The sequence below is a fragment of the Bradyrhizobium sp. CCBAU 25338 genome (genome assembly GCF_028128965.1).
In the GTDB taxonomy this organism is placed as follows: Bacteria; Pseudomonadota; Alphaproteobacteria; order Rhizobiales; family Xanthobacteraceae; genus Bradyrhizobium; species Bradyrhizobium liaoningense.
In genome coordinates this window covers 253,142-277,324 of sequence record NZ_LFKY01000040.1, presented here as the reverse complement: position 1 = coordinate 277,324, position 24,183 = coordinate 253,142, and the positions used below count along the sequence as shown (strand labels likewise).

Genomic DNA, 24,183 nt, shown 5'->3' with positions numbered 1-24,183 from the left:
CAAGACTGTTTCGTCAACCGTTTGCATCATGACTGTTCGGACAAGATGGTTCGGACAGAACCGTTTGGAGGCAGGGATCATGAACGATCGGCGGTCTCTTCTGGTGGCGGTGTCGTGCCCCTCGGCCGTTCTCGCCGGCTGGCTGGTGTTGTCTTTCTCCGCCCATGCGCCTGCCCTCATCGAGAACAGCGGCGCCAATGTGGCTGCCGTCTCGCGCGTCAAGGATGTCAGTCGCCTTGAGCTCGCCGACGTGCCGCGCGCTGCAACGATCGAGGACGGCATCGCCTTGACCGCCGACATCGCCGCCGCCGTCGCTGCGGCGCCTGCCTCGATGGCGACGTCGCAGGACACGCCGGAGGAGCATGCCTCAATCGTCAAGCTCGCTTCAGCCGACCCGGCGCTGATCCTGCCGACGGAGGCGGCGCCCGCACCGCAGATTGCGCCTGAACCGGAAGCTATCGTCAGCGAGGCTGACCCTACTCCCGCGCCAGACCCAGAGCCCGTCAAGCTCGCATCCGCCGATCCCACCGAGATCGTGACGACGGACGCGCTGTCACCTGCGGCGATCGCAAGCGGCCCCGCCACGCCTGCGGCCAAGCCATCTCCGCCGGCCGACACCGTCGCCGTGCTCGACGAATGCTTCGTCATCGAGGCCTGCATCGACCGCTACCTCTGGGCGCTCTATCAGCGCACCGCCAAGGAGGACACGATCAAGGTTCAGGAGCGGCGCGCCGTCACCGTCAAGCGCAAGGGCAAGACGGTCACGGTGATGCGGAGCTTCACGAAGCTGGTCGATCAGGACTTCGGCTGGAAGGATCCGAAGGCGGCCGAGCGCGCCGGCATGTCGATGTTGGACTACGTCATCGGCGGCATGGACAAGAGTTTCAAGAAAAAGCTGTTCCGCACGCTGCTCGCAGCCGAAGCCGCCGGCCTGTCGCCGGGAATCACCAGCGCATTCCGCGACGACTATCGCCAGTCGATCGCGAGCGGCCTCAAGGCCGCCTCCGACCGGTCCTATCACGGCGGAAGCACACGGGGCGGCTACGGCCACGGCATGGCCGCCGACATCGTCAGCACCCAGGGCAACAACCGCGCGCAGCGCTGGGTCTCGACCGAGATCCTGTGGAAGTGGGTCGATGCCAACGGCAAGGCGTACGGCATCGGCCGCCCCTATCTCGGCCGCGATCCGCCGCATGTCGGCCCGATCGACGGGAAGGAATACATCTCGCGCCGCGGCGTTACGACCGACAGCAAGGAAGCCGCGAACGTCAGGCAGAAGAAGACGCGGGCGGTCGCCAGCGCCAAGCCGCCCAAGGCGCACGCCGCACGCGAGCAGAAGAGCCCGGCCAAGCAGCAGAAGTCGGCGCAATCGGCCGTCAAGCGCGCGACCTGAACCGTCAGGCGTCGGGCCCGCGCGTCGGCAACGGCACGAGCCGTATCTCGGCGGAGCCGGCGTCCTGCGTGCGCACCAGCACCGCAAAGATCGTGTCGACCGCAAGCCGTACCGCCGACTCCATCGCTTCGCCCTTGGCCAGATGCGCCGCGATCAGACCGGTGAGGAGGTCGCCGGTGCCGTAGGGGCGGATCGGCAAGCGCGGCGTCGCAAAGCGCGACAATCGCCCGTCGGCGCACAGGATCGTCTCCACCTGCCCCGCCGCCGTGTCAGCGAGCATGCAACCGGTGGCGACCACGTCGACGCGGCCCGCCGCTGCCAGCGCGGAGCACGCCGCGCGGAGGCCCTGGGCATCGGCAATGGTGAGACCGGAGAGCAGCTCGAGCTCGAACTGATTCGGCGTCGTGAGGTTCGCCGCCGGCAGCAGCCGGTGCCGAACCACATCCAAAATGCCGTCCGCGACATAGACGCGGCCGTCATCGCCGATCACGGGATCGCAGAGATAGACGAGCTTCGCATTCCGCGTGAGCGCCCGCTCGACGAAATCGGCGATCACGGCAGCATTGCCCGGCGAGCCCAAATAGCCGGTGACGAGCACCGCAGCCTCGTCGACCAGGCCGCGCTCCTCGACGCCCTTCAGGAGATCGGCGACGAGGTCGCTCTCCAGCACCCGCCCGCGCAGGCTGGGGTAGCGCGGATGGTTTGACAGCAGCGTCGTCGGCACCGCCGCAACGTTCACGCCCTCCGCCTGCACGGCGTAGGCAGCCGCGCTGTTGCCGACATGGCCATGGACCACCTGGCTCTGAATGGAGATGACGAGCATGAGGAAGGTCCGTAAGGTCAAACGTTGCGTTGGGCAAGCGTTACGGCATCTCGTATCCAAGCCCCTGCCGCAGCGCCTGCATCTTGCGCGCCAGCCGCCGGTGACCCGACTCCTCCGACCGCGCCAATCGATCGGCAACCGCGACATGGTCAGCATCGCTCTTGTGCTGGTTGAGCTTGGCCTGCCCTTCGACCTCATCCACCACGAGATCGACGACGCGGACCGCAGCCAGCATGCTCTCGCGCTTGCCCGGCTCCATCTGCGCGAGGTCCCAGGGTTCTTTCGGTAAGCGCGCCTCGGAGACTGCGAGCAGTGCATCGCCGTGTCCGCGGTTCTCGTCGAGCCCGCGCAGATGGGCCACGCCCGACAGGTGCACCGCTTCGTAAAGCCAGGTCGAGACGTTGTCGCGTGAGGCATACCAGTCGTTGGAGACATAGGCATCGTCGCCGGTAACGATCAGCAGAAATCGTCTGCTGCCATCGGCCAGCGCCACAAGCGGATTTTTGGCGGTGAAGTGAATCTGCACGACAGTGTGCCCGCCGCGCTCGGTCAGCACGAATGGCACGTGCGAGGCCCGCGGCCCGCGCTCGTCCGCCGCCACGATCGCGCCGAAGCCGCGAGATGCGGCAAATTCCAGCGCGCGCTGCGTCTCGATGCGGAACTGGGCGCGGAGAACGTGCATGGCGCGGGTGCTCGATGAATGGATGACGAACGCGGCGAGGTTAACCCATAATCCCCCGAAATCTGAATAACAATCAACCTTCGAACGCTGATGCCAGCAATCCCTCAGCGCCGCGACAACCTCGCAAGATAGGCGCAGAACATGTCGGCCATGGCGTCGGCATAGGCGGCGCGAGCCCGGGACAACCTTTCGGCCGGCGGCATGATCGATCTCGTCGACATTCGCGAAGGCGATGCGTTGACGACGCTGAAGTCCGATCTGCCCGAAACGATCGATCTCGTGCTGCTCGACGGTGCCAAGGCGCTCTACCAGGATATCCTCGATCTGCTCGAAGACCGTCTCAAGCCGGGCGCGATCATCGTCGCCGACAACGCCGACGACAGCCCGGACTATCTCTCCCGCATGCGCAAGCCCGGAAGCGGCTATATGTCCACGGCCTTCGCCGACGACATCGAGCTTTCGGTGCGGATCGATTGAAGCCACGTTCGACCGTCGCTGTGTCACGGAGCCGCTGCGCGATTCATCGCGCGGCGGCTTGGTCATCCGGGCCGACCGACAGAGCCTTTGCGCCGCGCTCCAGGCTGTCGCAGGCACGTCACCCCCGCGTGGTATGCGCCGTCATATGTCAGCCATCGTCGGCCTAGTCTCCGCATGAGCTCCGTCTTCAACGCCTATACGGCTCTTGCCCTCGCCATCGTGTTCGAGGTCACCGCGTCGGCGTTCCTGCAGCAGTCCGCGCAGTTCACCCGTCCCTGGCCGACGCTGGCGATGGTGCTGTTCTACGTCGCCTCGTTCTACGCGCTGTCGGTGGCGATCCGGGTCATCCCGTTGAGCATCGCCTATGCGATCTGGGGCGGAGTCGGCATCATCCTGACCGCCACCGTCTCCTTCGTGCTGTTCCGCCAGATCCTGGACGCCGCAGCCTTCGTCGGCATCGCGCTGATCGTGTCCGGGGTCGTGGTCATCAACCTGTTTTCGGAGACCACGGTGCGTTGATGCCGGCCCGATGGGGCGCGCCTACTGGCTCTGCACCGGCTTGGGCTGACGCGGCGCGGATCGAGGCGGCTTTGCGTCAGGCTTGGCCGCACCCCGGGGCGGCGATTCATCGACCGACACGAGGTAGGCGGCGAGTGCCCTGGCCGAGTCGGCGCTGGTTGCGTAGTGGTCCTTCAGGAACCAGGACAGCGTCAGGCTGAAGCGGCCCTTGGCGAGACCGCGCGGACTGCGATGGCAAGTCGCGCAGCCGTCAGCAAAGAGCTTCGCGGGCGATTTGCCGGCGTCGAGATTTTGCGCGGCAGCATCCGTCACCGTCAGCACGATGGCGGCTGCGACAGTCATCAGAGGCACAGTCAGGCCGCGCCAAGGTCGAAACAACGACGTCAAACTGTCGTCCCCTCGCCCCGTCTCGCGATCACGCCGCCGACTGCTGATCGAATTCAGGCGGCGCGTAGGCCTTGCCGTCCTGGTCGGTGATGACGACCCGCCATCCCTCGCTCGCCCACACCTTTGCCTTCGCCACGATGACCAACCGGCTCTCGCGGGCGAAGCTGTACTTCTCGTTGTCGCGTTCTGCGACCATTTTGTAGGCCAATTCGCATCCCCTAGCGTCGCCCTGCCCCCAGCCTTCTCGTGACAGCGGGTTTTGGCGGCAATTCGCCGGGAGCGTGGCAATTTGGTGCCATCCGCAGGCGGTATGGGCACGCCCCGCGCCATCGGCAACGGAGCCAATCCTGCTGCGCCGGATCGGCGCTAATGCACGCGGATAACGTGGGGGCGGCCGAGATTGATCAGGCCCTGCACCGCCGAGAGGCGGTCATCGAGGGCTGCAATGGTGAGCAACAGATTGTTGCGACGCTCGTCGAGCAAACCCATTTCGGCGCCGCTGAGCTTTGTGCTCGTCCGTTCCTTGTGGATCGCTTCGAGGGACTTGCGCAGTCCGGCAATCAACCCGGCCAACTGCTGGGCCTCCTTGGTCATCGACCGCTTAGCGACATTCTGCTGACGGCGCGTCTCCGCCTGACTCTGACTCATTTCATCCTCCCGTGCCCCGCTGCCCCGAGTGGATGACTGCATCTTTGGATACACATGTTACGATCGATGAAATCTGCCCGCGAAGAACTTTCTTAAATTGTACGTGCAGGGAACTCGACACCGGGCGTCAGATCACCTTCAGCATGAAGCGGTCGAAGTACGATGCAAGCCCGGCATAATCGTCGAGCGGCAGCACATTCGCGACATACTGGTCGGGCCGCACCACGACCATGCAGCCGCTCTTTCGATCGATCCCTCGCATTGCGAAAACGTCGTGGCCGCCCTTGAGGTCCGGGCAGAACATCTTTTCGTAGTCGATCAGACCATAGCGGCCCTTGCGCGGGAGCAGCAGCGACGGCATCGCCGCGACGGCAAGCTGACGATGATCCTGCTGGAAGACGGCACGCAGGTCGATCACGCTGTCGACGTCGGCGCCAACAGGCGTGTATCGCCGCAATGGTGATTCCCGAGCTTCGGTGAGGAAGCCGCACAGCGCGCGAATGGCCGAGCCGGCAGCCACAGGATCCTCCGCAGGCGAAAACGCGTAGATGCGGAAACGGCCGTCGGCCTGCGCGGCGTGGCCGAGATGGACCGGCTTGGCGTCCGCCAGCCGGATCACCGGCGCGGAATGGAAGCGCTTGCCGATGACGAGGCCCTGCGCGAGGTGCTGATGCGAAGCCACGCCGGTGAGCACCGATGGCCTGTAATGCGTTGCCGTGCCCGCGGTATAGCGCCCGTGCCTGACGAAATAGTCCTGCGTTTTGGCGGCATCGGCGCCGCCGGCCTTGGCGGCCGAGGCGAGAATCCCCGCCCATTCGCGGTCGAAATCGATCAGCTCTTTCGCGACCGCCTGGCGCTCCGCCGAATAGGAATGCAGCAGGCTTGGGGCGCACCGGCTCCGGAGGACACCGGCGAGCTTCCAGCCGAGATTGAAGGCATCCTGCATCGAGACGTTCATGCCCTGCCCCGCCTTCGGGCTGTGCGTATGGCAGGCATCGCCGGCGATGAAGATGCGCGGCAGGCGCGTATCGGTCTCGGCCTCCGGCACGTCGTCGAACTTGTCGGTGAGGCGCTGGCCGATCTCGTAGACCGACCACCAGGCGATCTCCTTCACGTCCAGTGTATGCGGCTTCAGGATCCGCTGCGCCTTGGCGATCACGTCGTCGGCGGTGATGTTGCGGCTCGCAACGCGCTCGCCGACATCGAGTTTTGCGAGCTCGACATAGATGCGGACCATGTAGCCGCCTTCACGCGGAATGATCAGCAGGCTGCCGTCCCTGGCCGACTGGATCAGCGACTTGAATCGGATGTCCGGGAAATCCGTCACCGCCAACACGTCCATCACGCCCCAGGCGTGGTTGGCGGAATCGCCATGCAGCTCGCGCCCGATCGATTTGCGCACCGTGCTGCGTGCGCCGTCGCAGCCGACGACGTAGCGCGCCTTGATCGTCTCGACCTTGCCCTCGTGCGCGGCATCGACGCGTTCGAGGCGCACGCTCACGGCATGATCGGCGACAGGATCGACATGGAGATCAAGCACGCGTCGGCTGTAATACGGCTCGAGCTTCGTTGGCGATCTGCGCATGACGTCGAGGAAACAGTCATGGATGCGCGCCTGGTTGAGGATGACGTGCGGGAATTCCGACAGCCCGTCCTCGACGTCCTGAACCCGGCCGCTGCGGGCGATCTTCTCCGGCATCCGCTCATCCGGCTTCCAGAACGTCGTTTCGTTGACCCAGTAGGCCTCCTTCAGCACCCGCTCGCTGAAGCCATAGGCGTGGAACATCTCCATGGAGCGGCAGGCGATGCCGTCGGCCTGGCCGACCAGCAGCCGGCCCGGCTTCTGCTCGACGATGCAGGTCTTGATGTCAGGAAACTGCGCAAGCTGGGCGGCCAGCGTCAGGCCGGCAGGTCCGCAGCCGACGATGAGAACATCGACCTCGTCAGGCACGGCGCCCGTTGCGCCCGATGCCTGAACGCGCTCGGCGGGATCGGCAATCTCGGGGTCGCCCGGCTGAAATCCATTCAGATGGAATTGCATGAGCACCTCTCCCGTCAAATTTCTGTTTGGATATTGCTCAGTATGCTGACGATCAGTATACTTGTCAACGGTCCTCAAAACCTCCCTGCCCTCCACGGAGACGTCGGTGAAAGACAATAACGACATGCCAGGGCATCTGGCGCGCCGCTTCCAGCAGATCGCGGTGGCGGTGTTCCTGGCCGAGGTCGGAGACGCCGGATTCGATCTCACGCCGGTGCAATACGCCGCGCTCGCGACCATCAAGGCCAATCCGGGACTCGATCAGGTGACGCTCGCCGGATTGATCGCCTACGACCGCACCACCATCACCGGCGTGATCGATCGCCTCGTCCAGAAGGGCCTCGCGGAGCGCCACCCCTCCAGCCGCGACCGCCGCGCGCGAGAGCTCCAGATCACCGATGAAGGCCGGCGCACGCTGCGCAAGATCACGCCGGCCGTCGAATCCGCGCAGCGCATCATGCTGCGTGGCCTCAGCGCGAAGGAGAGCGAGGAGCTGATGCGACTGCTGCGCAAGGCCATTGCCGCCGGCAATGAGCTCAGCCGGGCCCCGCTACGCGACGCGCAAGTCTAATCCCAAGTCATGCCTGAATTTGTCGCAGCGCATGAAACCAGGAACTAACCTTCGCCTGCTAACCTCGGCCGCATTGGGCGCTTAACGCGCGATTAACTTTGCAGGGCGGTGTTTCGGATGTTCAGGTTGCTCATCGTGGTTGCAGCCATCGCGCTCTCGGGCGGTCAGGCGGTCGCCGGCGGTCATGGCGGCGGCGACCCTCCTCCGCCGAAGGTCGAGCCGGCGGTCGCGCCGGCGAAGGTCATCCTAACCAAGCAGGGCGCCAAGCTCGTCGACCTCAAGGGCATGACGCTCTACTATTACGAGCGCGACACCACCGGAAAGACCTCGAACTGCAACGGCAAGTGCACCGAGAGCTGGGTTCCGCTGGCGGCGACGGCCGACGCCAAGGCCGTCGGCGACTTCACCGTGATCAGCCGCGACGACGGCAGCAAGATGTGGGCGTACCGCTACCGTCCGCTCTACACCTCACCCGCCGACAAGGCGCCGGGCGACGCCAACGGCATTGCCACGACGCTGCAATGGCGTGTTGCGCGGCCTGAGAACTAAGCCAAGTAACGGCTGGCGGAAATCAAGCCAGCCGACGGCGCGGCCCTCAACCGCGCCAGCGCGTGCCCGTCTCGGCCTGCGCGTTCTGCCCTGGCGGCAGCACCACGACCGTCGAATTGAGCTTTACCCGGTCGTAGAGATCGATGACGTCCTCATTGCGCATCCGGATGCAGCCGGACGAGATCGCCTGGCCGATATATTCGGGCTGGTTGGTGCCGTGGATGCGGTAGAGCGTGTCCTTGTTGCCGACATACAGATAGATGCCCCGCGCACCGAGCGGATTGGCGGGACCGCCTCGAACGCGCGCCGGATACGGGCCGAGCCGCGCCTGGATGTCCGCCGTCGGAACCCAGTCCGGCCATTCCGCCAGGCGGCCGACCCGCGCGACGCCGGAGAACGCCATGGCTTCCTCGCCGACCGCAACGCCGTAACGGATCGCCTTGCCCTCGGGGAGGACGTAATAGAGATAGCGCGCATCGGTATCGACCAGGATCGTGCCCGGCTGTTCCTTGCGGTGGTAGTCCACGATATGGCGGAGATATTGCTCAGGCACCTTCGCCTGAGCGTAAGGCGTATGCGCGAGCAACTGACGGTCGCGCGGCGTCATGCTCGCATCCGTCGATGGCGAGAGTGTCGTCTGCATACAGCCGCCCAGCGGCAACAAGGCTGCGACGAACAAAACGAGTAGAGATCTTGGCACCGCCGGCCCCCCCGATAGCGGATAGCAGCACCCCCAGCACCGCCACATATCGCCAAAATCGTGCTGAAAACAAGGCGGGAGAGGAACACGTGCGCGTGTTCGATCAACCGGGTTCCATCACCACAAACGGCGGAGGACCGTCGCATCATCTCCATCCCCTCGCCTTGCTTTGGTCAAACCCGGCTGGACTCGTGAGCCACGGGGCTCGGGATGGGCTCACCTCAACCGATCGGCGCCGCGCCAATGCGGACGACCTAGGCTTCAAACACTAGGCTTCAAAGGAGTTGCGATGCTCGCGACGCTGAATGCCAAGCAAATCGTCGATGAGATCGTGAAGGACACGGTCAAGGACAACGACCCCCACGACGCGGTTCAGATCTCTCCCGAGATCGTGCCGGCCTCGCGGTCTACAAGCGCGTCTCCTGCGCTGGCGCCGGAGATCGCGCCGCGTCCGGAACCCAAGTTTACCCCGGAGCCCAAGCTCACTCCGGAGCCCAAGCTCACTTCGGAGCCTAAGTTCACTCCGGAGCCGGCGCGTGCGCCCGAGCCCACCATCAACGTCGTTTACGGAAAGCCCGCCGCGGCACCGTTGGTCGACACGGCTGTCCGCGTCACCTCCAGCGACGGTCCTGCCAGGCAGAAGCGATCCTCGGTCGGCAGGTGGCTGCGCGGTGCGTCCGTCGCGTTCCTGTTTGCCGGCGCCAGCGTGGCCGCCAGCATCGCCTGGGAGAAGCACGGCGAAACGGCAACGCAAATGCTGGCCGAATGGACGCCGGCACTGGCTTCGTTGCTGCCCACGACCTCGATGCTACCTGCGACGTCGCAGACCGCGCCGGTCGCCGCCGCGCAGGCCCCACCGGCCGCAGTGGAAGCCACGGCGGATCAATCAGCCAACCAATCTGCGCCGCCGCCCGCCGCTCAAGTTGCCGCGGTCGCGCCTGCCGCGACACTGCCCGTCGACACAACGCAGTCGGTGCAATCGATGACGCGCGATCTCGCCGCGATGGCGCAGCAGATCGAGCAGCTCAAGGCCAGCATCGCCGAGCTGAAGGCCGGGCAGGAGCAGATGGCGCGTGAGATCGCGAAGCCGCCTGCACCGAAGCCGGCAGCCGAAGCGAAGCCACCGGTCGATCCGCGCGCACGCGCCGCTGCGCTCCCGCCGCAGCCTGCCGCGCCTCCGGTTCGCAAGCCCAAGCCGGCCGTGGCACGGAACTCCATGCCGGCCTCTTCGCCCGCGCCGCTCGCACCTCCGCCGCCGCCATCGCAGGCCGCCGCGGTCCCGCCGCCAGCTGCGCCGGCCACGACGACGCAAGCCGTTGCCGATGACGATGGACCTATCGTGCGTCCGCCAATGCCGCTGCGTTAGAGCATGATCCGGAAGAGCGTGCAGCGGATCTCCGAAAAGACCATGCTCAAGACAACAACCTGAAGCGCGATGACGATTGGTCCTGATTTCATCGCGCTCTAAAGCATGATCCGGAAAAGTGCGCAGCGGTTTTCCGAAAAGATCATGTTTAAACAACAACCTAAAGCGCGATGACGATTCATCCTAATCGCATCGCGCTTTAGGCAATGCCAGGCGACAGCACGACGTCGCGATCTCGCGCACGTTGTCCGAGTCGATGTGATCCGTTGAGTCCGGGCGACTACGGGAAGCGATGCCTCGCTCGTCTTCCGTACAAGAGAAAAGGCCGTCGGGATCTATGCCGCCGGCCTTCTCGTGCAGCTGCCGGTTCCCGGAGCCCGGTTCTGCTGCAATTCCATGCCTCATGGTCGCGCAGCCATATTTAATAAAATGTTAACGCACTCACATGCTGCACATCATTTCTGCGCCATAAGCTCAGAGATTGCGCGGCCTGTTCATTCGGCAGCTATCGACTCAGTGGTATCATCCGGGATGTGTTGAGACTTGCACTGAAGCTCAGATCGTCACACGGGGAAACTCAGATGCCCTACTACTCTTTCGATCTTGTGGTTGGTGAAGAGTTCAAGAACCAGGGGGGAATCATCCTCGAAGACATCGAGGTTGCCTCCGATCGCGCCGATCAGCTGGCATGCGAGCTGTCGCAGGTGAAGCCAGAGCTGCAGCACAAGGGTTGCGCGGTGCGCGTCACCGATCGCGATCACAACGAGCTCTATCGCACGCCGCTCGATCCGGTGCCGGCCTGGCAGCGCTAAGCACAGCGTCTTCAAGCGAAGTGGATGCCGGTTCGCGTTGAGAAACGCGTCAAACCAAGACGTCAAAGTTGGTTCCGACGAAATCGGAACGATCTTTACTCTTCAAGCGTCGGCGGCTCGAACCAGTTCGTCAGCGACAATCCGCCGTCAACGACGAAGGCCGCGCCGGTGACGTAAGCGGAAAGCTTGTTCGACAGCACCGTGAGCGCCATCGGCACGAGGTCCTTGGCCTCGCCGAGACGCCCGAGCGGAATGTGCCGCGCCAGCGCGGGATCCGCAACGAAACCACCGGCCGCGATCGCGCCGGGCACCAGTGCGTTGACGCGGATATCGTGGCGGCCAAACGTCTTGGCCAACTCCTTCACCAGCATCGCCAGCCCCGCCTTCGCCGTCGAATAATGCGGCAGGTTGCGCGGGGTGCCGGCATGCAGCGAGGTCAGAAACAAGAACGAGCCCGGTCGTTTCGCCGCGATCAGCCGTTTTGCGAGCTCACGCCCCAGGTGAAAGCCCGCGTCGAGATTGACGGCATGCATCTCCTGCCAGGTCCTGCGATCGACCCCGAGGGCATGATCGGCCTCCCGCCGCGGCGGCGAGGCGCTGTGGACGAAATGGGTGACCTCGCCCAGCGCCGCATGTGCGGCAGCCAGCAGTTCGTCGCAGGCCTCGAGCCTGGCGAGATCGCCGACCCAGGGCACGGCCAGAGCGGGCTGCTCGCTGGCGCCGATCGCGGCGTGCACCCGCTCCGCGCTCACATCCGCGAACATGGTGCGGACGCCCTCGCCGACCAGGGCCTGCGCGATCGCGCGGCCGATGCCATTGCCCGCGCCGGTGACGAGCGCGGTGTCGCGTGCTGGATCGAACGGCGTGCTGAACAGGCTCATGTCGTGCTCCGAGGCTGGGGAGCGGCAGGTTAGCCCACCGCCTGGACCGACGACAATTGCGCCGCGCACCATTGCGGAGCGGCGCGACGGACGCTAGCCTCTCAAAAAACGGAGGAGGTTCCAGGGATGCGCACCGGTTTTCTGATGACGGGCCTGTTACTGCTGGCTGCACCGGCCCAGGCCGCCGACGCGCCGCCGCGGTCGATCTATGTGACCATGGTCTTGCAGGCCTTCGCAGCCAAGGTCGAGTGCCCCAACACGGACCTCGTCTATCAGGACCTGGTGCAGAAGGCGCAGCAGATGCACCTGCCCGACGGCACCACCGAGAAGGTGCGCAAGGCGATTGCCTGGATGCACACCGGCGGCAAGCTGGGCGAGAAGCAGGACGATGATTTGATGGCCGAGGTCGCGGTCGCGACCCAGGCCACCGACATGGACCAGCGCCGGCTCGGCATGCCCGGCTGGTGCGAAGCCCAGAAGACCAACCTCGCCGGCCTGATCCGCGGCAAGGGCGGCTAGCGAGCCGGGGCTTTCGCCGCATTAAGCACTCGCCGCATTAAGCACTCCGCGACGGAACCACTGCTCCGGCCCAAAATCGTCACAATCCTCGAAAGCATGCGACCTCTTCGAATTCGAACAGGAGGTCCTCATGCGGAGTATCCATTTCGTTTTCGCCGGCGCGATTGCGGCCGCCACGGTGCTGGTTGCGCCCGTACAGGCGAGGAATTCCGACGCCCAGAAAGGCGAGGAAAAATCCACCTCGTCCTCATGCAGTGCCTATCAGCAGGCGCCGGACGGCTCGTGGGAGCCACTCCCCTGCAAGGAGACACGCGAGCGCGGGCAGCCACAGACACAGAACCGCACGTCGCCGCAAGGCAGCGATCGCGGGGAGCGTTGAAGACGCTCGCGCTTACGAATGTCAGCTCTGATGCGGGCCGCGCATGATCTTCATGGCGTCCACGATGTGACGCCACTCCCTGGCCTCTTCGGTCTCACCGCGGCCCTCGCAGGCCTGGGCCTGCTCGGCGGCCTTCGCGATTGCAGCAAGACCGTGCTGTTCGAACATCTGCCGGGCAACGGTATGAACCTGGACCTCGGACATCATGGGCGGTCTCTCGCTCGAGGGGACTGCGGTGCAGCACGCAACTGCCACCGCGGGTGTCTCACAACGATCGAGGCCCCGAGCTCGTTCCGTCCCGTCGATGTAAGCAAGACAAAGGCGGCCCGCCATGCCCGGCGGACCGCCTTCTCACCCACCCAAAACCGGGAGTCCTCGGCCGCGGAACCTTACGCGACCGCCACCTTCTTGCGCTCGAAATCGTTGGGCACCTCGATATCGACCTCCAGGGTCGAAACCTCGTCGCCGCGATCGAGCCGGACGATGACCTTGGTCGGGTCCAGCGTCACATGCCTGGACACGACGGCCAGAATTTCCTCACGCAGCACGCCGAGCAGATCGGGCTGGCCGCGCATTCCGCGTTCATGGGCAAGCAGGATCTGCAACCGTTCGCGCGCGACCGGTGCAGTGGCCTTGTTGCCGCGGAGAAGCCGAAGCAAACCCATGCTCATGCAGCCCTCCGTCGCAGCAGGCGATCCATGAAGCCCTTGCGCTCGGCCGGCACCTGCATGGCGACCGTCTCGCCGCACAGCCGCCGCGCCGCGTCGATATAGGCCCGTGCCGGCGCGCCGTCCGCATTCGACAGCGTCACGGGCGAGCCGACGTTGGAGGCGCGCAGCACGTCCTGGCTCTCCGGGATGATGCCGAGCAACGGCGTTGCCAGGATCTCGAGGATGTCGTCGATGGTCAGCATCTCGCCGCGCGCGGCGCGGGAGGGATCGTAGCGGGTGATGAGGATGTGCTTCTCGACGCGCTCGCCCTTCTCGGCCCGCACGGTCTTGGAATCGAGCATGCCGATGATGCGGTCGGAGTCGCGCACCGAGGAGACCTCCGGATTGGTGACGATCACGGCCTCGTCGGCAAAGCGCATCGCCATGGAGGCGCCGCGCTCGATGCCGGCCGGGCTGTCGCAGATCACCCAGTCGAAACGACTGCGCAGATCGGCGATGACCTTGCCGACGCCCTCTTCCGTCAACGCGTCCTTGTCGCGGGTTTGCGAGGCCGGCAGCAGCCAGAGATTCTCCAGCCGCTTGTCGCGGATCAACGCCTGCGGCAGCTTCGCGACGCCCTGCACCACGTTGATGAGATCGAACACCACGCGGCGTTCGGCGCCCATCACGAGGTCGAGGTTGCGCAGGCCGACGTCGAAATCGACGACGACGACCTTGTCGCCGCGTTGCGCGAGCGCCGCTCCCAGCGCGGCGGTCGTCGTGGTCTTGCCGACCCCGCCCTTGCCTGATGTCACGACCAGTACTTTGGCCATCTCAATTATCTCCTTCTGGTCAGTTCAGCGCAGTAATTCGCATGGTGTTGCCTTGCAGGAAGGCCTGGGCGGGCCGCCCGCGCAAGGCCTCGTCGATGTCGTCGGCGGTCTGGTAGAACCCATCGATTGCAAGCAGTTCGGCTTCGATCTTCTGACAATAGATGCGCGCGCTGGTGTGACCGTTCACGCCCGCCATGGCGCGGCCGCGCAGCGCGCCGTAGACGTGGATGGAGCCGCCGGCAACGACCTCGGCGCCGGACCCGACCGAGCCGAGAATGGTGACGTCGCCTTCCGGGAAGATCACGGTCTGGCCCGAGCGCACGGGGTTTTCGAGGAGCAACGATGTCGGCTTGGTCTCCACTTTCACGTCGGCCTTCTTCGGCGCGCTCGGCTCGACCACGCAGCTGCGCCCGCCCGACAAGAGCGGCGGCATCCCGGAGGTCAGCCGGCCCTCCTCCACGCCCTCGATGCCGAGCACGCGGATGTTGCGGTCCTGAAGGCTGGTGAGCAGATGGCCGATGCCGGACTGGCTGAGATCGACCGAGGACAGGTCGATCACCACGGGCCGGCCGGCGAAGAAGCCCGGCGAACGCGCGATGGTGGCATCGATCTCCTGCAGCCAGTCCTGGATCGGAACCGTCGGCGTGAACACGAAGGCCACATAGGAGCGCCCGCGCAGGCGCACCATTTGACGTTGGACTTTTGCTGCAGCCTGCATAGCGGCCGACTCGTTCCCTGTTATTGAATGGTTAACGATGCGGCGGATATGGTTAACGGTCGGTTAATGTCTCCGTGGGGTTGCGTGGGGACCTGAACTGGTTGGACCGTCGTTGTCGTGTCCGGACACGCGCTGCGACGCACAACTCTGCTGCGCATGGCGCGCCCAAGCCGGTCACGCTCACCGCCAACATGGGCCCGGGCCCCGGCTCCGCAGCGCACCGTCAGGACCGCTACGCTGGGCCACGAAGACGAAAGTCAGGCGTGCTCGCTTGAACTATGAGTGCAGCAGTCACGCGGAAGCGGCCGTGGAGACGGCGCACGCCCGCTGCCCTCGCATGTCGCGCCATCCATGTGATTGCAGGACCCCTCACCCGGATTGACACGGTCGTGCCATCTGGTTTCGATGCGCGTCCCGCAGACGGAGCCGATCATGTCAATTCAGTCTTCCATCAGACGCAAGACAGCCCCGGACATCCGCGCCCGCAAGCAAGGCGAGCCGGTCGTCATGCTGACCTCCTATCATGCGCACACGGCGGCGCTGGTGGATCAGCATTGCGACGTCATTCTGGTCGGCGATTCCCTTGGCAACGTCATGCACGGCTTCGAGACGACGGTGCCGGTCACGCTCGACATGATGATCCTTCAGGGCGCTGCGGTGATGCGGGGATCCAGGCGGGCGCTGGTCGTGGTCGATATGCCGTTCGGATCGTATGAAGCTTCCAGAGAGCAAGCGTTCAACTCCGCGGTACGGATCATGAAGGAAACGCAATGCGGCGCGGTGAAGCTTGAAGGCGGCGTGCGCATGGCGGAGACGATTGCATTCCTGTCCGGGCGTGGCATCCCGGTGATGGGTCATATCGGCCTTACGCCGCAATCCATCAACACGCTCGGTTCGTTTCGCGCCCAGGGGCGCAACGAGATCGACTGGGGGCCGATCGAGGACGATGCGAAGGCGGTCGCCGATGCCGGTGCGTTCTCAGTCGTCGTTGAAGCCGTGGCCGAGCCGTTGGCGCGCAAGATCACGGAAACGATCGCGATCCCCACCATCGGGATCGGCGCGAGCGCGGCCTGCGACGGCCAAGTGCTCGTGCTCGAGGACATGCTTGGGCTCTCGCCACGAACCCCTAAATTCGTTCGGCGCTACGGCGATCTCGGTCCGGCCATCGAAGCGGCGGTCGAACGGTATGCCGCCGACGTGCGGTCGCGTGCCTTTCCCGGGCCGGAACACGTCTACGACATGAAGAAGGGCTGACGCAGCTAGCAGTCAAGCGCCGCTCACTTCTTCACCTTGCTCGCATCCATCTTGATGTTCGGATCCAGCATCTTCGTTGTGAACGCCGTCGTCACGTCAAACGGCTTCTCCATGCCGAGATAAGTGTGGACGAGGTCGTAGTCCTTCTTCATCCGCTCGCCGTCGATCCAGCCGAGACCCTTGGTGGTCGTGAACTCGTCCGTCATCAGGAACTTGATGCGCTCCCACTGGCGCTCCTGGTTGGCCCGGTCGAGCCCCGAGACCTGCTCGAGCAGCGCGTTCAGGCACGGAGCCACGTCGGCGACGCATGCCGCGAAGGCTTTCTGCGTGACGCGCACGAAGTCTTCGACGACCTTCGGGTTCTTCTGCAAGTAAGCGCCGTTGACTATCAGGGAATTGCCGTAAGGGTTGAGCCCGATGTCCTTCCAGTTGACGTAGCCGAGATCGCCGCCGAACTCGATTACCTTCAGATCGTGCTCGTTGTAGAAGTCGCTGATGATATCGACCGTGTGGCTCTTCAGTGCCGCGATCTTGGCGGTCGGCCCGACATTGACGAAGCCGACGGAGTCGGGCGCAAGCCCCGCCGCCTTGGCGAAGGCCGGCCACATCACGCGCGAGGCATCGCCGGGCGGATTGCCGATCTTGTGCCCGGCGAAATCCTTGACGCCATTCACGCCATAGCTCTTCAGCCAGTAGAAAGTCTGGCCTGTATTGGCATAGACGCTCATCACCGCAACCGTGTCGGCGCCCTTGCTCTTGGCCACCAGCATGGTGGCGAGATCGGCGACGCCGAAGGGCGAGCCGCCGGAGCCGACCTTGGCCGCGGAGACGCCGGAGCCCTTGCCGGTCTCGATGGTGAGGTCGATGCCCGCCTTCTCGTACCAGCCCTGCGCCTTGGCGTAATAATACGGCGAGTGGTCGGCCGTCGGCGTCCAGTTCAGGATCAGATTGACGGCCTCTCCCGCATGCGCGGGCATCGCCGTCGCACCGAGCGCCAGAGCCAACACCAGGGCCGAGCCCGCCGCCTGCAAACGCTTCATCGCATCTCTCCTCGTTGCCGCGACCCGGCTTGTCGCTCTCCCCTTGTGAGGATACCAATGCAACAAGCCCGCCCTCCACTTGTCAACTGTTTGGTTGGAAATGCCCGCAAAACGATCTGGCGACACCGTGCCGCAGCGCCGCGACCCCGTCGCCACCCGCAGGAAGCTCCTGACCGCGGCGCGCCAGGAATTCGCCCGGCACGGCTTTGCGGGCGCCCGTGTCGACGAGATCGCCGAGCGCGCCGGCGTCAACAAGCAGCTCGTCTACCACTATTTCGGCGACAAGGACGCGCTCTACCTCGCCGTGCTCGAATGGGTCTATGAGGACATCCGCGAGCAGGAGCGCAGGCTCAATCTCGAAGGCCTGCCGCCGGAGAAGGCGATCCGCAAGCTGATCGAGGCGTCGTTCGATCACCTGGCGGCAAACCCTGATTTCATCGTGCTTCTGAACGACGAGAACCGCGGCGGCGCCCGTCATGTCCGCGGCTCGACCCGGCTGGAGGCGATGCACTCGCCGCTCGTCAAAAGCGTCTCCCACATCCTCAACGAGGGGGTGCGATCTGGCGTATTCCGCAAGGGGATCGATCCCGTCCAGCTCTACATCTCCATTGCGGGCCTCAGCTATTTCTTCTTCTCCAACACGCCGACGCTGTCGGCGATCTTCGGCAAGGACCTGTCGAGCCGGGCCCAGCGGCGCGCCCGCCGCCGGCACGTCGCCGACCTCGTGCTCCAGTCGCTCCGGCCCTAATCAACCAACTGGTTGAAACTTCCCTCGAGTCCGGCTAGGCTCGCGACACGCAGCAGGGTGGCTGTCGGCAACAGGGAGCATGCGGTGGCAGGAGACGGGGCACGCACCTCGCGCAGCTTTGCGATCATCCTGATCGTGCACCTCGCCGTGCTCGTGCTGTGGCAGGTCGCGGTCGATGCCTTCCAGGTCCCGAAATTCATCCTGCCCTCCCCGCTTGCGACAATTCAGACGTTGGGGACCACGGGCTATGCCTGGGGCGCCAACACGCTGGTGACGGCGATCGAGATCCTCGGCGGCTTCGCGCTCGGCGCATTCGTCGGCGTCGCGCTTGCCGTGATCTTCAGCTGGGCACCGCTGCTCAGCCTCGTGCTGCTGCCGCTGTTCGTCACGCTGAACATGATTCCGAAGGTCGCGCTCGGCCCGCTCTTCATCGTCTGGTTCTCCTACGGCATCGTGCCGAACATCCTGATCGCCTTCAGCATCTGCTTCTTCCCGATCCTGCTCACCACCGCGCGCGGCCTGCGCGAAGTCGAGCCGGACCTGCTCGATCTCGTCAAATCGCTGCGCGGATCGCGCTGGACACTGTTCCGCAAGATCCAGCTGCCGGGATCGCTGCCCTACATCTTCTCCGGGATGAAGGTCGGCGCAATCCTCGCGGTCGCCGGCGCCATCGTCGGCGAGTTCATCGCCTCCGAGCGCGGCCTCGGCTACCTCATGATCCAGGTGCAGTCCTCGCTCGACACGCCCGCGATGGTGATGGCGGTCGTGCTGCTGACGCTGCTTGGTGTCGCTCTCTACGGCCTGGTCCTCGCCCTCGAACGCATGTTCGTGGTCGGCGACGCCAGGCAGACCTGAAGACCAAGGACGAAGTACCCATGCTGCTCACCCGCCAGACGCTGCCGAAGACCATTCCCGACATCGCGGCACTCGACGATCTCCTGTGCCGGCCGAGCCAGGCGCTGATCGACGACCTCAAGAAGGTCGAGGGCGACATCATGATCCTCGGCGTCGCCGGCAAGATGGGCCCGACGCTGGCGGGCCTTGCGAAAGCCGCCGCGCCGGATCGCCGCGTCATCGGCGTCGCCCGCTTCAGCGACGCCGGCGTGAAGGACTGGCTGCACGCGCGCGGGATCGAAACGATCAACTGCGACCTGATGGACGAGAAGGCGATTGCAGCGCTGCCCAAGGCACCGAACATCGTCTTCATGGCCGGCCGCAAGTTCGGCGCCGAGGGCGATCTGTCGCTGACCTGGGCGATGAACGCGCATGTGCCGGCGCTGGTCGCGCAGGCCTTCCCCTCCTCGCGCATCGTGGCGTTCTCGACCGGCTGCATCTATCCGTTCGTGCCGGTCGACGGCAAAGGCTCGAGCGAGGACATGGCGCCGAACCCGCCCGGCGAATACGCCCAGTCCTGCGTCGGCCGCGAGCGCATGTTCGAATATTTCTCGCACAAATTCGGCACGCCGGGGCGCCTTTTCCGCCTCAACTACGCGATCGACATGCGCTATGGCGTGCTGCACGATATCGCGACGAAAGTGCTGACGGGCGCACCGATCGACGTCAGCCTCGGCCATGTCAACTTCATCTGGCAGGGCGATGCGTCCTCCCAGGCGCTGCGCTGCCTCGCGCATTGCACGACGCCGACCTCGCCGATCAACGTCAGCGGCCACGAGATCCTCGCGGTGCGCGATCTCGCGGCGAAGTTCGGCGCAAGGTTCGGCCGCGCGCCGGTGCTGACAGGCAAGGAAGAGCCGACGGCCTGGCTGACCGACACGTCGAAGGCGGTCGAACTGTTCGGCCTGCCCGTCGTTGACACCGAGCAACTGATCGCCTGGACCGCGGATTGGGTCTCTCGCGCCATGCCGAGCCTCGGCAAGCCCACCAAATACGAGGTGCGCGATGGCCGCTACTGACGGTCCGCGCATCGTCCGGCTCGGCGTCGAGGACGCCGCCGCCGGCCTTGCGCTCTCGACCGAAGCGCACTGGAACCAGACGATCGAGGACTGGCGCTTCTTCTTGAGTGAAGGCGTCGTATTCGGCATCCGCGACGGCGCACGGCTGGTCGCGACTGCGGCCCTGCTGCCCTATTCCGGCAACAATGCGTGGATCAGCATGGTGCTGGTGACGGCAAGCCACCGCCGCCGCGGTCTTGCCACGCAACTCGTCGATGCCTGCCTCGAGGCGGCGCGCAAGAACGGGCTGACGTGCTGGCTCGATGCGACGCCCGACGGCGCCAAGGTTTACGGGCCGCTCGGCTTCGCTCCGACCTCGCAATTGCGCCGGCTGAAGCTGGTGAAATCTGCGTCCGCGTCCGGGCAAGCTCCGTCAACCGCAACGCTCGATACACTTCGCGCGCGGGACCGGCAGGCGACCGGCCTCGACCGCACCGCCCTTCTCTCGGCGTTCGCACAGCGACCCGGCTCGCGCATCGTCTCCACGAACGGCGCCATCGCACTGGTGCGGGACGGCCGAGCCGCGTGCCATATCGGCCCGTTGTTCGCCGATCACACCACAGCCGCGCTGATCCTGGTCAGTGCGATCGCGCGGTCGCAGGACGGACCGCTCCTGCTCGACGCCGTCGCGTCGCAAGCCGCATTCCTGGACGGATTGACAGCGTCCGGCTGGACCATCGAACGACCCTTCCAGCGCATGCGTCTCGGCCCCGCCACCGCCATGGCCGAGGAAATGCCATTCGCCGTCGCCGGCCCCGAATTCGGATAGGACATCATGCACCACAGCCAGATCAACAGCGAAATCCGCAAGCTGATCGCCGACGGCACCGTGCTGCCGGCGCATCCCCTCGCGCTCACCGCCGAGCGACAGCTCGACAAGACGCATCAGCGTGCGCTGACGCGCTATTACATCGACGCCGGCTCGGGCGGCCTTGCCGTCGGTGTGCACACCACGCAGTTCGCGATCCGGGACGTCGGCCTCTACCGTCCCGTACTCGAGCTCGCCGCCGAGACCGCCGCAAGCTGGACCAAGCGTCCGCTCGCGATGGTCGCAGGCCTTGCCGGCCCGACCTCCCAGGCGATCACCGAGGCCCGCACTGCACGCGACATCGGCTATCATGCGGGCCTGCTCAGCCTCGCCGCGATGAAGAGCGCCTCCGAGGACGAGATCATCGCGCATTGTACCGCCGTGGCCGCCGAGATTCCGCTGGTTGGCTTCTATCTTCAGCCGGCCGTCGGCGGCGTCGTCCTGTCGAGCCGGTTCTGGCAGCGCTTCGCCTCGATCGACAACGTCATTGCGATCAAGATCGCACCGTTCAACCGCTACCGTACCCTCGATGTTCTGCGCGGCGTCGCAGCCGCCGGCGCGCTCGACCGCGTCGCGCTTTACACCGGCAATGACGACCACATCCTGCTCGACCTGATGCTGCCGTTCGATCTCCGCGACAAGGGCGTCACCACGCGCACCTATTTCAAGGGCGGGCTGCTCGGCCACTGGTCGGTCTGGACCGCGAGCGCCATCCAGCAGTTTGCACGCTGCAAGGCGGCGCGGCACAGGGACAGCGTGCCCGCCGACCTGCTCGCGCTCGATGCCCGCGTCACCGACTGCAACAGCGCGTTCTTCGACGTCGCCAACAATTTCCACGGATGCATCGCCGGCTGCCACGAGGTCTTGCGGCGCCAGGGCCTGATGAAAGGTCTGTGGTGCCTCGATCCAAACGAGGGGCTCAGCCCCGGCCAGAAGGAGGAGATCGACCGCGTCTGCCGCGAGCACGCCGACCTCAGCGACGATGCTTTCGTCGCCGCGAATTTGAACAAATGGCTGGCATGAGCTCGGAGCCCTTCATCAGCCTGCAAGGCGTCCGAAAGGTCTATCGCAGCGGCGGCGCCGAGTTTCTGGCGGTGTCCGACGTCACCATGGACGTGCAGGAAGGTGAACTCGTCTCGCTGGTCGGCCCGTCCGGCTGCGGCAAGACGACGGTGATGAAGATCCTGGCGGGCCTGCATGGCGCCGACGGCGGCACCGTGAGGATAGGCAATGCCAGGAGCCCATTCGATCCGACCCGCGACATCGGCATGGTGTTCCAGCAGGCGCTTCTGCTGAAATGGCGGACCATCCTCGACAACGTGCTCCTGCCCGCCGAGATCGTCGGCCTGCCGATGAAGGCCGCGCGCGAGCGGGCGCGCGATCTGCTCAATCTGGTCGGCCTTGCCGGTTATGAGCAGAAATATCCGCAACAGCTTTCCGGCGGCATGCAGCAGCGCACGGCGATCGCGCGCGCCTTCATCCACGATCCGAAATTGATCCTGATGGACGAGCCGTTCGGCGCACTGGACGCGCTGACGCGCGAGCAGATGAATTTGGAGATGCTGCGGATCTGGCGCGAGAGCGGCAAGACCATCATCTTCGTCACGCATTCGATCCAGGAAGCCGTCTTCCTGTCTTCGCACTGCGCCGTGCTGACGGCGGGCCCGGCGAGGATGGCCGACTATTTCGCGATCGACCTGCCCTTCCCGCGCGATCTTCCGCTGAAGACGACCGATGCGTTCGGAGCCTATGCAAGGCGGATTTATGCGAAACTGGGGTTAGGGACGGCGTAAACAGCCGGTCCGCTGTCATTCCGGGGCGCGACGAAGTCGCGAACCCGGAATCCATCGGGCAGCAAACCACGCGGTGAAATGGATTCCGGGCTCGCGCCAAGAGGCGCGCCCCGGAATGACGGTGCGCGGCGTGAACACCGCGCCCCTCACGTCAGCTCTTGTTGCGCATCTTGCTGAGCAGATAATTGTCGTAGAAATTCTCCGCGATCTGCGTGTAGAAGAGCAGCTCCTTCATATACGCGTCGTGGCTCTCCTTGGTCCGCTTGAACAGGTCGCTCTTGGCGGCGAGCTCGTTCAGATGGTCCTGGGTCGCGTTGTAGCAGGCTTCCAGCACCGGCTGCGGGAACGCCTTCAGCTCAGTGCCGCTCGCGATCAGCCGCTTCAGCGCGGCCGGGTTGACGCTGTCGTACTTCTCGAGCATCCAGGCGCCGGCCGCCGCGCCCGCCTGGTTGACGATCGCCTGGTAGTGCTTGGGCAGCGAATTCCACTTCTCGTCATTGACGACCATGTGCAGCATGGCGCCGCCTTCCCACCAGCCGGGGAAGTAGTAATATTTGGCGACCTTGTAGAAGCCGAGCTTCTCGTCGTCATAGGGACCGACAAACTCGACCGCGTCGATCGTGCCCTTCTCCAGCGCCGGATAGATATCGCCGCCCGCGATCTGCTGCGGGACGACCCCGAGCTTTGCCAGCACGTGGCCGCCCATGCCGGCGATGCGGAATTTGAGACCCTTGAGATCGTCGACGGTCTTGATCTCCTTGCGGAACCAGCCGCCCATCTGGGTGCCGGAATTGCCGCAGAGGATGGCGTGCGCCTTGAAGGGCTTGAGCGCCTCGTTGGTGAGGTCGGCGCCGCCACCGAAGTGCCACCACGACTCCTGATGGCGATGGTTCATGCCGAACGGCGCACCGGTGGCATAGGCCAGCGCCGGCTCCTTGCCGATGTAGAAATAGAGCGGGGTCTGCGCCATCTCCACCGATGCGGTGCTGACGGCATCGAGCGCCTGGAGGCCGGGCACGAGCTCGCCCGCCGAGAAGGTCTGGATCTGGAATTTGTTGTCGGTGGCCTCAGCGACGTATTTCGCGAAGGTCTGCGCCGTGCCGTAGATGGTGTCGAGCGACTTGGGGAAGCTCGAGGTCAGGCGCCATTTGATCTCGGGCGCGCTTTGCGCGATCGCAGGTGCAGCAACCAGCGTCGTCGCGCCGGCGACCGCGCCGCCCTTGAGGAACGTACGGCGTTTCATGATGGGGTCTCTCCCTTGAAGCAAGTTTCAAACAAATGGCGTTGCGACGGTCTTCGCGGACCGTTTGCCCGTTCCTATAGCGGAGTTCAAGTTGCGAGGAGAAGGCTTTGCGGAGCTCTCAGAGCAGCTTGGCGCTGACGAATAATGCGCGCACGGCGTTGGTCGCCTGCACCGCCAGCATAGCGTTACCGGCGGCGCCTTCCAGGGCCGCGACTGCGTCCTCGTGCAGGGAGCGAAATTCCATCCACTCGACCGACTTGAAGTTGGTGAGGAATTGATAGGCCTGACCGACGGTCGCGATCGCCAACGTGTCACCGTTCAGCTTGATCTTGAACGTCGTGCGCAGCGGGGTTTCGGAACTTGATGGATCACTCATGGGCTGCTTCTGGGCGAGGAC

At 65.0% G+C, this 24,183-nt stretch carries 30 protein-coding genes and 1 pseudogene; 16 read left to right on the top strand and 15 right to left on the bottom strand.

Going from position 1 to position 24,183, the window contains the following annotated elements:
- The first annotated feature begins 79 nt into the window (after positions 1 to 79).
- Positions 80 to 1,393, top strand: a complete 1,314-nt coding sequence (locus ACM42_RS25755) for a hypothetical protein (protein WP_271530507.1) — start codon at positions 80 to 82, stop codon at positions 1,391 to 1,393.
- 4 nt (positions 1,394 to 1,397) lie between these two features.
- On the opposite strand, the gene pdxY is transcribed toward ACM42_RS25755, so the two are convergent.
- A complete protein-coding gene (pdxY, locus tag ACM42_RS25750; RefSeq protein ID WP_271530506.1) occupies positions 1,398 to 2,216 on the bottom strand; it encodes a pyridoxal kinase in 819 nt (272 codons plus the stop codon).
- A gap of 40 nt (positions 2,217 to 2,256) precedes the next feature.
- The gene (locus ACM42_RS25745) at positions 2,257 to 2,898 is read right to left on the bottom strand and encodes an FMN-binding negative transcriptional regulator (protein WP_271530505.1); all 642 of its coding nucleotides are present in this window, start codon (positions 2,896 to 2,898) and stop codon (positions 2,257 to 2,259) included.
- Between the two features lie 165 nt (positions 2,899 to 3,063).
- Between ACM42_RS25745 and ACM42_RS25740 the strand changes: the two are divergent.
- Both ACM42_RS25740 and ACM42_RS25735 read left to right on the top strand, forming a co-directional pair.
- A pseudogene (locus tag ACM42_RS25740) lies at positions 3,064 to 3,375 on the top strand (O-methyltransferase); the annotation flags it as partial.
- Positions 3,376 to 3,549: 174 nt separating this feature from the next.
- Positions 3,550 to 3,894, top strand: coding sequence for a DMT family transporter (locus ACM42_RS25735; RefSeq protein WP_028179789.1), 345 nt, complete (start codon positions 3,550 to 3,552; stop codon positions 3,892 to 3,894).
- Positions 3,895 to 3,915: 21 nt separating this feature from the next.
- On the opposite strand, the gene ACM42_RS25730 is transcribed toward ACM42_RS25735, so the two are convergent.
- From ACM42_RS25730 to ACM42_RS25715, 4 genes are all read right to left on the bottom strand, one after another.
- Positions 3,916 to 4,236 carry a hypothetical protein gene (locus ACM42_RS25730; RefSeq protein WP_271530504.1) on the bottom strand — a complete coding sequence of 107 codons (321 nt, stop codon included), beginning with the start codon at positions 4,234 to 4,236 and terminating at the stop codon, positions 3,916 to 3,918.
- Positions 4,237 to 4,309: 73 nt separating this feature from the next.
- Positions 4,310 to 4,489: a hypothetical protein gene (locus tag ACM42_RS25725; protein ID WP_210343494.1), complete on the bottom strand. Its 180-nt coding sequence runs from the start codon at positions 4,487 to 4,489 to the stop codon at positions 4,310 to 4,312.
- A 158-nt stretch (positions 4,490 to 4,647) separates the two neighbouring features.
- Positions 4,648 to 4,929, bottom strand: coding sequence for a hypothetical protein (locus tag ACM42_RS25720; protein WP_028179792.1), 282 nt, complete (start codon positions 4,927 to 4,929; stop codon positions 4,648 to 4,650).
- Positions 4,930 to 5,056: 127 nt separating this feature from the next.
- Positions 5,057 to 6,970 carry an FAD-binding monooxygenase gene (locus ACM42_RS25715; protein ID WP_271530503.1) on the bottom strand — a complete coding sequence of 638 codons (1,914 nt, stop codon included), beginning with the start codon at positions 6,968 to 6,970 and terminating at the stop codon, positions 5,057 to 5,059.
- A gap of 106 nt (positions 6,971 to 7,076) precedes the next feature.
- Between ACM42_RS25715 and ACM42_RS25710 the strand changes: the two genes are divergently transcribed.
- Entirely contained in the window at positions 7,077 to 7,541 is a 465-nt protein-coding gene (locus ACM42_RS25710; RefSeq protein WP_271530502.1) for a MarR family winged helix-turn-helix transcriptional regulator, read from the top strand.
- Positions 7,542 to 7,658: 117 nt separating this feature from the next.
- Positions 7,659 to 8,090, top strand: coding sequence for a COG4315 family predicted lipoprotein (locus tag ACM42_RS25705; RefSeq protein WP_271530501.1), 432 nt, complete (start codon positions 7,659 to 7,661; stop codon positions 8,088 to 8,090).
- A 46-nt stretch (positions 8,091 to 8,136) separates the two neighbouring features.
- Here the strand turns inward: ACM42_RS25705 and ACM42_RS25700 are convergent, their stop codons facing one another.
- Positions 8,137 to 8,733 (bottom strand): L,D-transpeptidase, encoded by a 597-nt coding sequence (locus ACM42_RS25700; protein WP_271530500.1) that lies wholly within the window; start codon positions 8,731 to 8,733, stop codon positions 8,137 to 8,139.
- A gap of 346 nt (positions 8,734 to 9,079) precedes the next feature.
- On the opposite strand from ACM42_RS25700, the gene ACM42_RS25695 reads away from it, so the two are divergent.
- Both ACM42_RS25695 and ACM42_RS25690 read left to right on the top strand, forming a co-directional pair.
- Positions 9,080 to 10,156, top strand: a complete 1,077-nt coding sequence (locus tag ACM42_RS25695; RefSeq protein WP_271530499.1) for a hypothetical protein — start codon at positions 9,080 to 9,082, stop codon at positions 10,154 to 10,156.
- A gap of 581 nt (positions 10,157 to 10,737) precedes the next feature.
- A complete protein-coding gene (locus ACM42_RS25690; RefSeq protein ID WP_035676244.1) occupies positions 10,738 to 10,968 on the top strand; it encodes a DUF6894 family protein in 231 nt (76 codons plus the stop codon).
- A gap of 95 nt (positions 10,969 to 11,063) precedes the next feature.
- Here ACM42_RS25690 and ACM42_RS25685 read toward each other — a convergent pair whose 3' ends face one another.
- The gene (locus ACM42_RS25685) at positions 11,064 to 11,849 is read right to left on the bottom strand and encodes an SDR family NAD(P)-dependent oxidoreductase (RefSeq protein WP_271530497.1); all 786 of its coding nucleotides are present in this window, start codon (positions 11,847 to 11,849) and stop codon (positions 11,064 to 11,066) included.
- Between the two features lie 126 nt (positions 11,850 to 11,975).
- On the opposite strand from ACM42_RS25685, the gene ACM42_RS25680 reads away from it, so the two are divergent.
- Together ACM42_RS25680 and ACM42_RS25675 are read left to right on the top strand one after the other, a co-directional pair.
- Positions 11,976 to 12,368: a hypothetical protein gene (locus ACM42_RS25680; protein ID WP_271530496.1), complete on the top strand. Its 393-nt coding sequence runs from the start codon at positions 11,976 to 11,978 to the stop codon at positions 12,366 to 12,368.
- 130 nt (positions 12,369 to 12,498) lie between these two features.
- Positions 12,499 to 12,747 carry a hypothetical protein gene (locus tag ACM42_RS25675; protein WP_271530495.1) on the top strand — a complete coding sequence of 83 codons (249 nt, stop codon included), beginning with the start codon at positions 12,499 to 12,501 and terminating at the stop codon, positions 12,745 to 12,747.
- Positions 12,748 to 12,768: 21 nt separating this feature from the next.
- Here the strand turns inward: ACM42_RS25675 and ACM42_RS25670 are convergent, their stop codons facing one another.
- From ACM42_RS25670 to minC, 4 genes are all read right to left on the bottom strand, one after another.
- Positions 12,769 to 12,954, bottom strand: a complete 186-nt coding sequence (locus tag ACM42_RS25670) for a hypothetical protein (RefSeq protein WP_271530494.1) — start codon at positions 12,952 to 12,954, stop codon at positions 12,769 to 12,771.
- A gap of 182 nt (positions 12,955 to 13,136) precedes the next feature.
- Entirely contained in the window at positions 13,137 to 13,418 is a 282-nt protein-coding gene (gene minE, locus ACM42_RS25665; RefSeq protein ID WP_271530493.1) for a cell division topological specificity factor MinE, read from the bottom strand.
- The gene (minD, locus tag ACM42_RS25660) at positions 13,415 to 14,230 is read right to left on the bottom strand and encodes a septum site-determining protein MinD (protein ID WP_271530492.1); all 816 of its coding nucleotides are present in this window, start codon (positions 14,228 to 14,230) and stop codon (positions 13,415 to 13,417) included. The genes minE and minD overlap by 4 nt, the downstream gene beginning before the upstream one ends.
- A 19-nt stretch (positions 14,231 to 14,249) precedes the next feature.
- Positions 14,250 to 14,948 carry a septum site-determining protein MinC gene (gene minC / locus ACM42_RS25655; protein ID WP_271530491.1) on the bottom strand — a complete coding sequence of 233 codons (699 nt, stop codon included), beginning with the start codon at positions 14,946 to 14,948 and terminating at the stop codon, positions 14,250 to 14,252.
- 432 nt (positions 14,949 to 15,380) lie between these two features.
- Here minC and panB point away from each other — a divergent pair, with 432 nt between their 5' ends.
- Complete coding sequence (gene panB, locus ACM42_RS25650) at positions 15,381 to 16,202, top strand: 3-methyl-2-oxobutanoate hydroxymethyltransferase (protein ID WP_271530490.1); 822 nt, start codon at positions 15,381 to 15,383, stop codon at positions 16,200 to 16,202.
- A gap of 23 nt (positions 16,203 to 16,225) precedes the next feature.
- On the opposite strand, the gene ACM42_RS25645 is transcribed toward panB, so the two are convergent.
- The gene (locus tag ACM42_RS25645; protein ID WP_271530489.1) at positions 16,226 to 17,242 is read right to left on the bottom strand and encodes an ABC transporter substrate-binding protein; all 1,017 of its coding nucleotides are present in this window, start codon (positions 17,240 to 17,242) and stop codon (positions 16,226 to 16,228) included.
- A gap of 100 nt (positions 17,243 to 17,342) precedes the next feature.
- On the opposite strand from ACM42_RS25645, the gene ACM42_RS25640 reads away from it, so the two are divergent.
- From ACM42_RS25640 to ACM42_RS25615, 6 genes are all read left to right on the top strand, one after another.
- Entirely contained in the window at positions 17,343 to 17,990 is a 648-nt protein-coding gene (locus tag ACM42_RS25640) for a TetR/AcrR family transcriptional regulator (protein ID WP_028180814.1), read from the top strand.
- 84 nt (positions 17,991 to 18,074) lie between these two features.
- A complete protein-coding gene (locus ACM42_RS25635; protein ID WP_028180813.1) occupies positions 18,075 to 18,845 on the top strand; it encodes an ABC transporter permease in 771 nt (256 codons plus the stop codon).
- 20 nt (positions 18,846 to 18,865) lie between these two features.
- Positions 18,866 to 19,903, top strand: coding sequence for an NAD-dependent epimerase/dehydratase family protein (locus tag ACM42_RS25630; RefSeq protein WP_271530488.1), 1,038 nt, complete (start codon positions 18,866 to 18,868; stop codon positions 19,901 to 19,903).
- The gene (locus tag ACM42_RS25625; RefSeq protein WP_271530487.1) at positions 19,890 to 20,711 is read left to right on the top strand and encodes a GNAT family N-acetyltransferase; all 822 of its coding nucleotides are present in this window, start codon (positions 19,890 to 19,892) and stop codon (positions 20,709 to 20,711) included. The genes ACM42_RS25630 and ACM42_RS25625 overlap by 14 nt, the downstream gene beginning before the upstream one ends.
- Positions 20,712 to 20,717: 6 nt before the next feature.
- Positions 20,718 to 21,773 (top strand): dihydrodipicolinate synthase family protein, encoded by a 1,056-nt coding sequence (locus tag ACM42_RS25620; protein WP_271530486.1) that lies wholly within the window; start codon positions 20,718 to 20,720, stop codon positions 21,771 to 21,773.
- Positions 21,761 to 22,543 carry an ABC transporter ATP-binding protein gene (locus ACM42_RS25615; protein WP_271530485.1) on the top strand — a complete coding sequence of 261 codons (783 nt, stop codon included), beginning with the start codon at positions 21,761 to 21,763 and terminating at the stop codon, positions 22,541 to 22,543. Before ACM42_RS25620 ends, ACM42_RS25615 begins: the two co-directional genes overlap by 13 nt.
- A gap of 151 nt (positions 22,544 to 22,694) precedes the next feature.
- Here ACM42_RS25615 and ACM42_RS25610 read toward each other — a convergent pair whose 3' ends face one another.
- Complete coding sequence (locus ACM42_RS25610; protein ID WP_271530484.1) at positions 22,695 to 23,786, bottom strand: TRAP transporter substrate-binding protein; 1,092 nt, start codon at positions 23,784 to 23,786, stop codon at positions 22,695 to 22,697.
- A gap of 118 nt (positions 23,787 to 23,904) precedes the next feature.
- Positions 23,905 to 24,162, bottom strand: coding sequence for a hypothetical protein (locus ACM42_RS25605; RefSeq protein ID WP_024338019.1), 258 nt, complete (start codon positions 24,160 to 24,162; stop codon positions 23,905 to 23,907).
- Between the last annotated feature and the right edge of the window lie 21 nt (positions 24,163 to 24,183).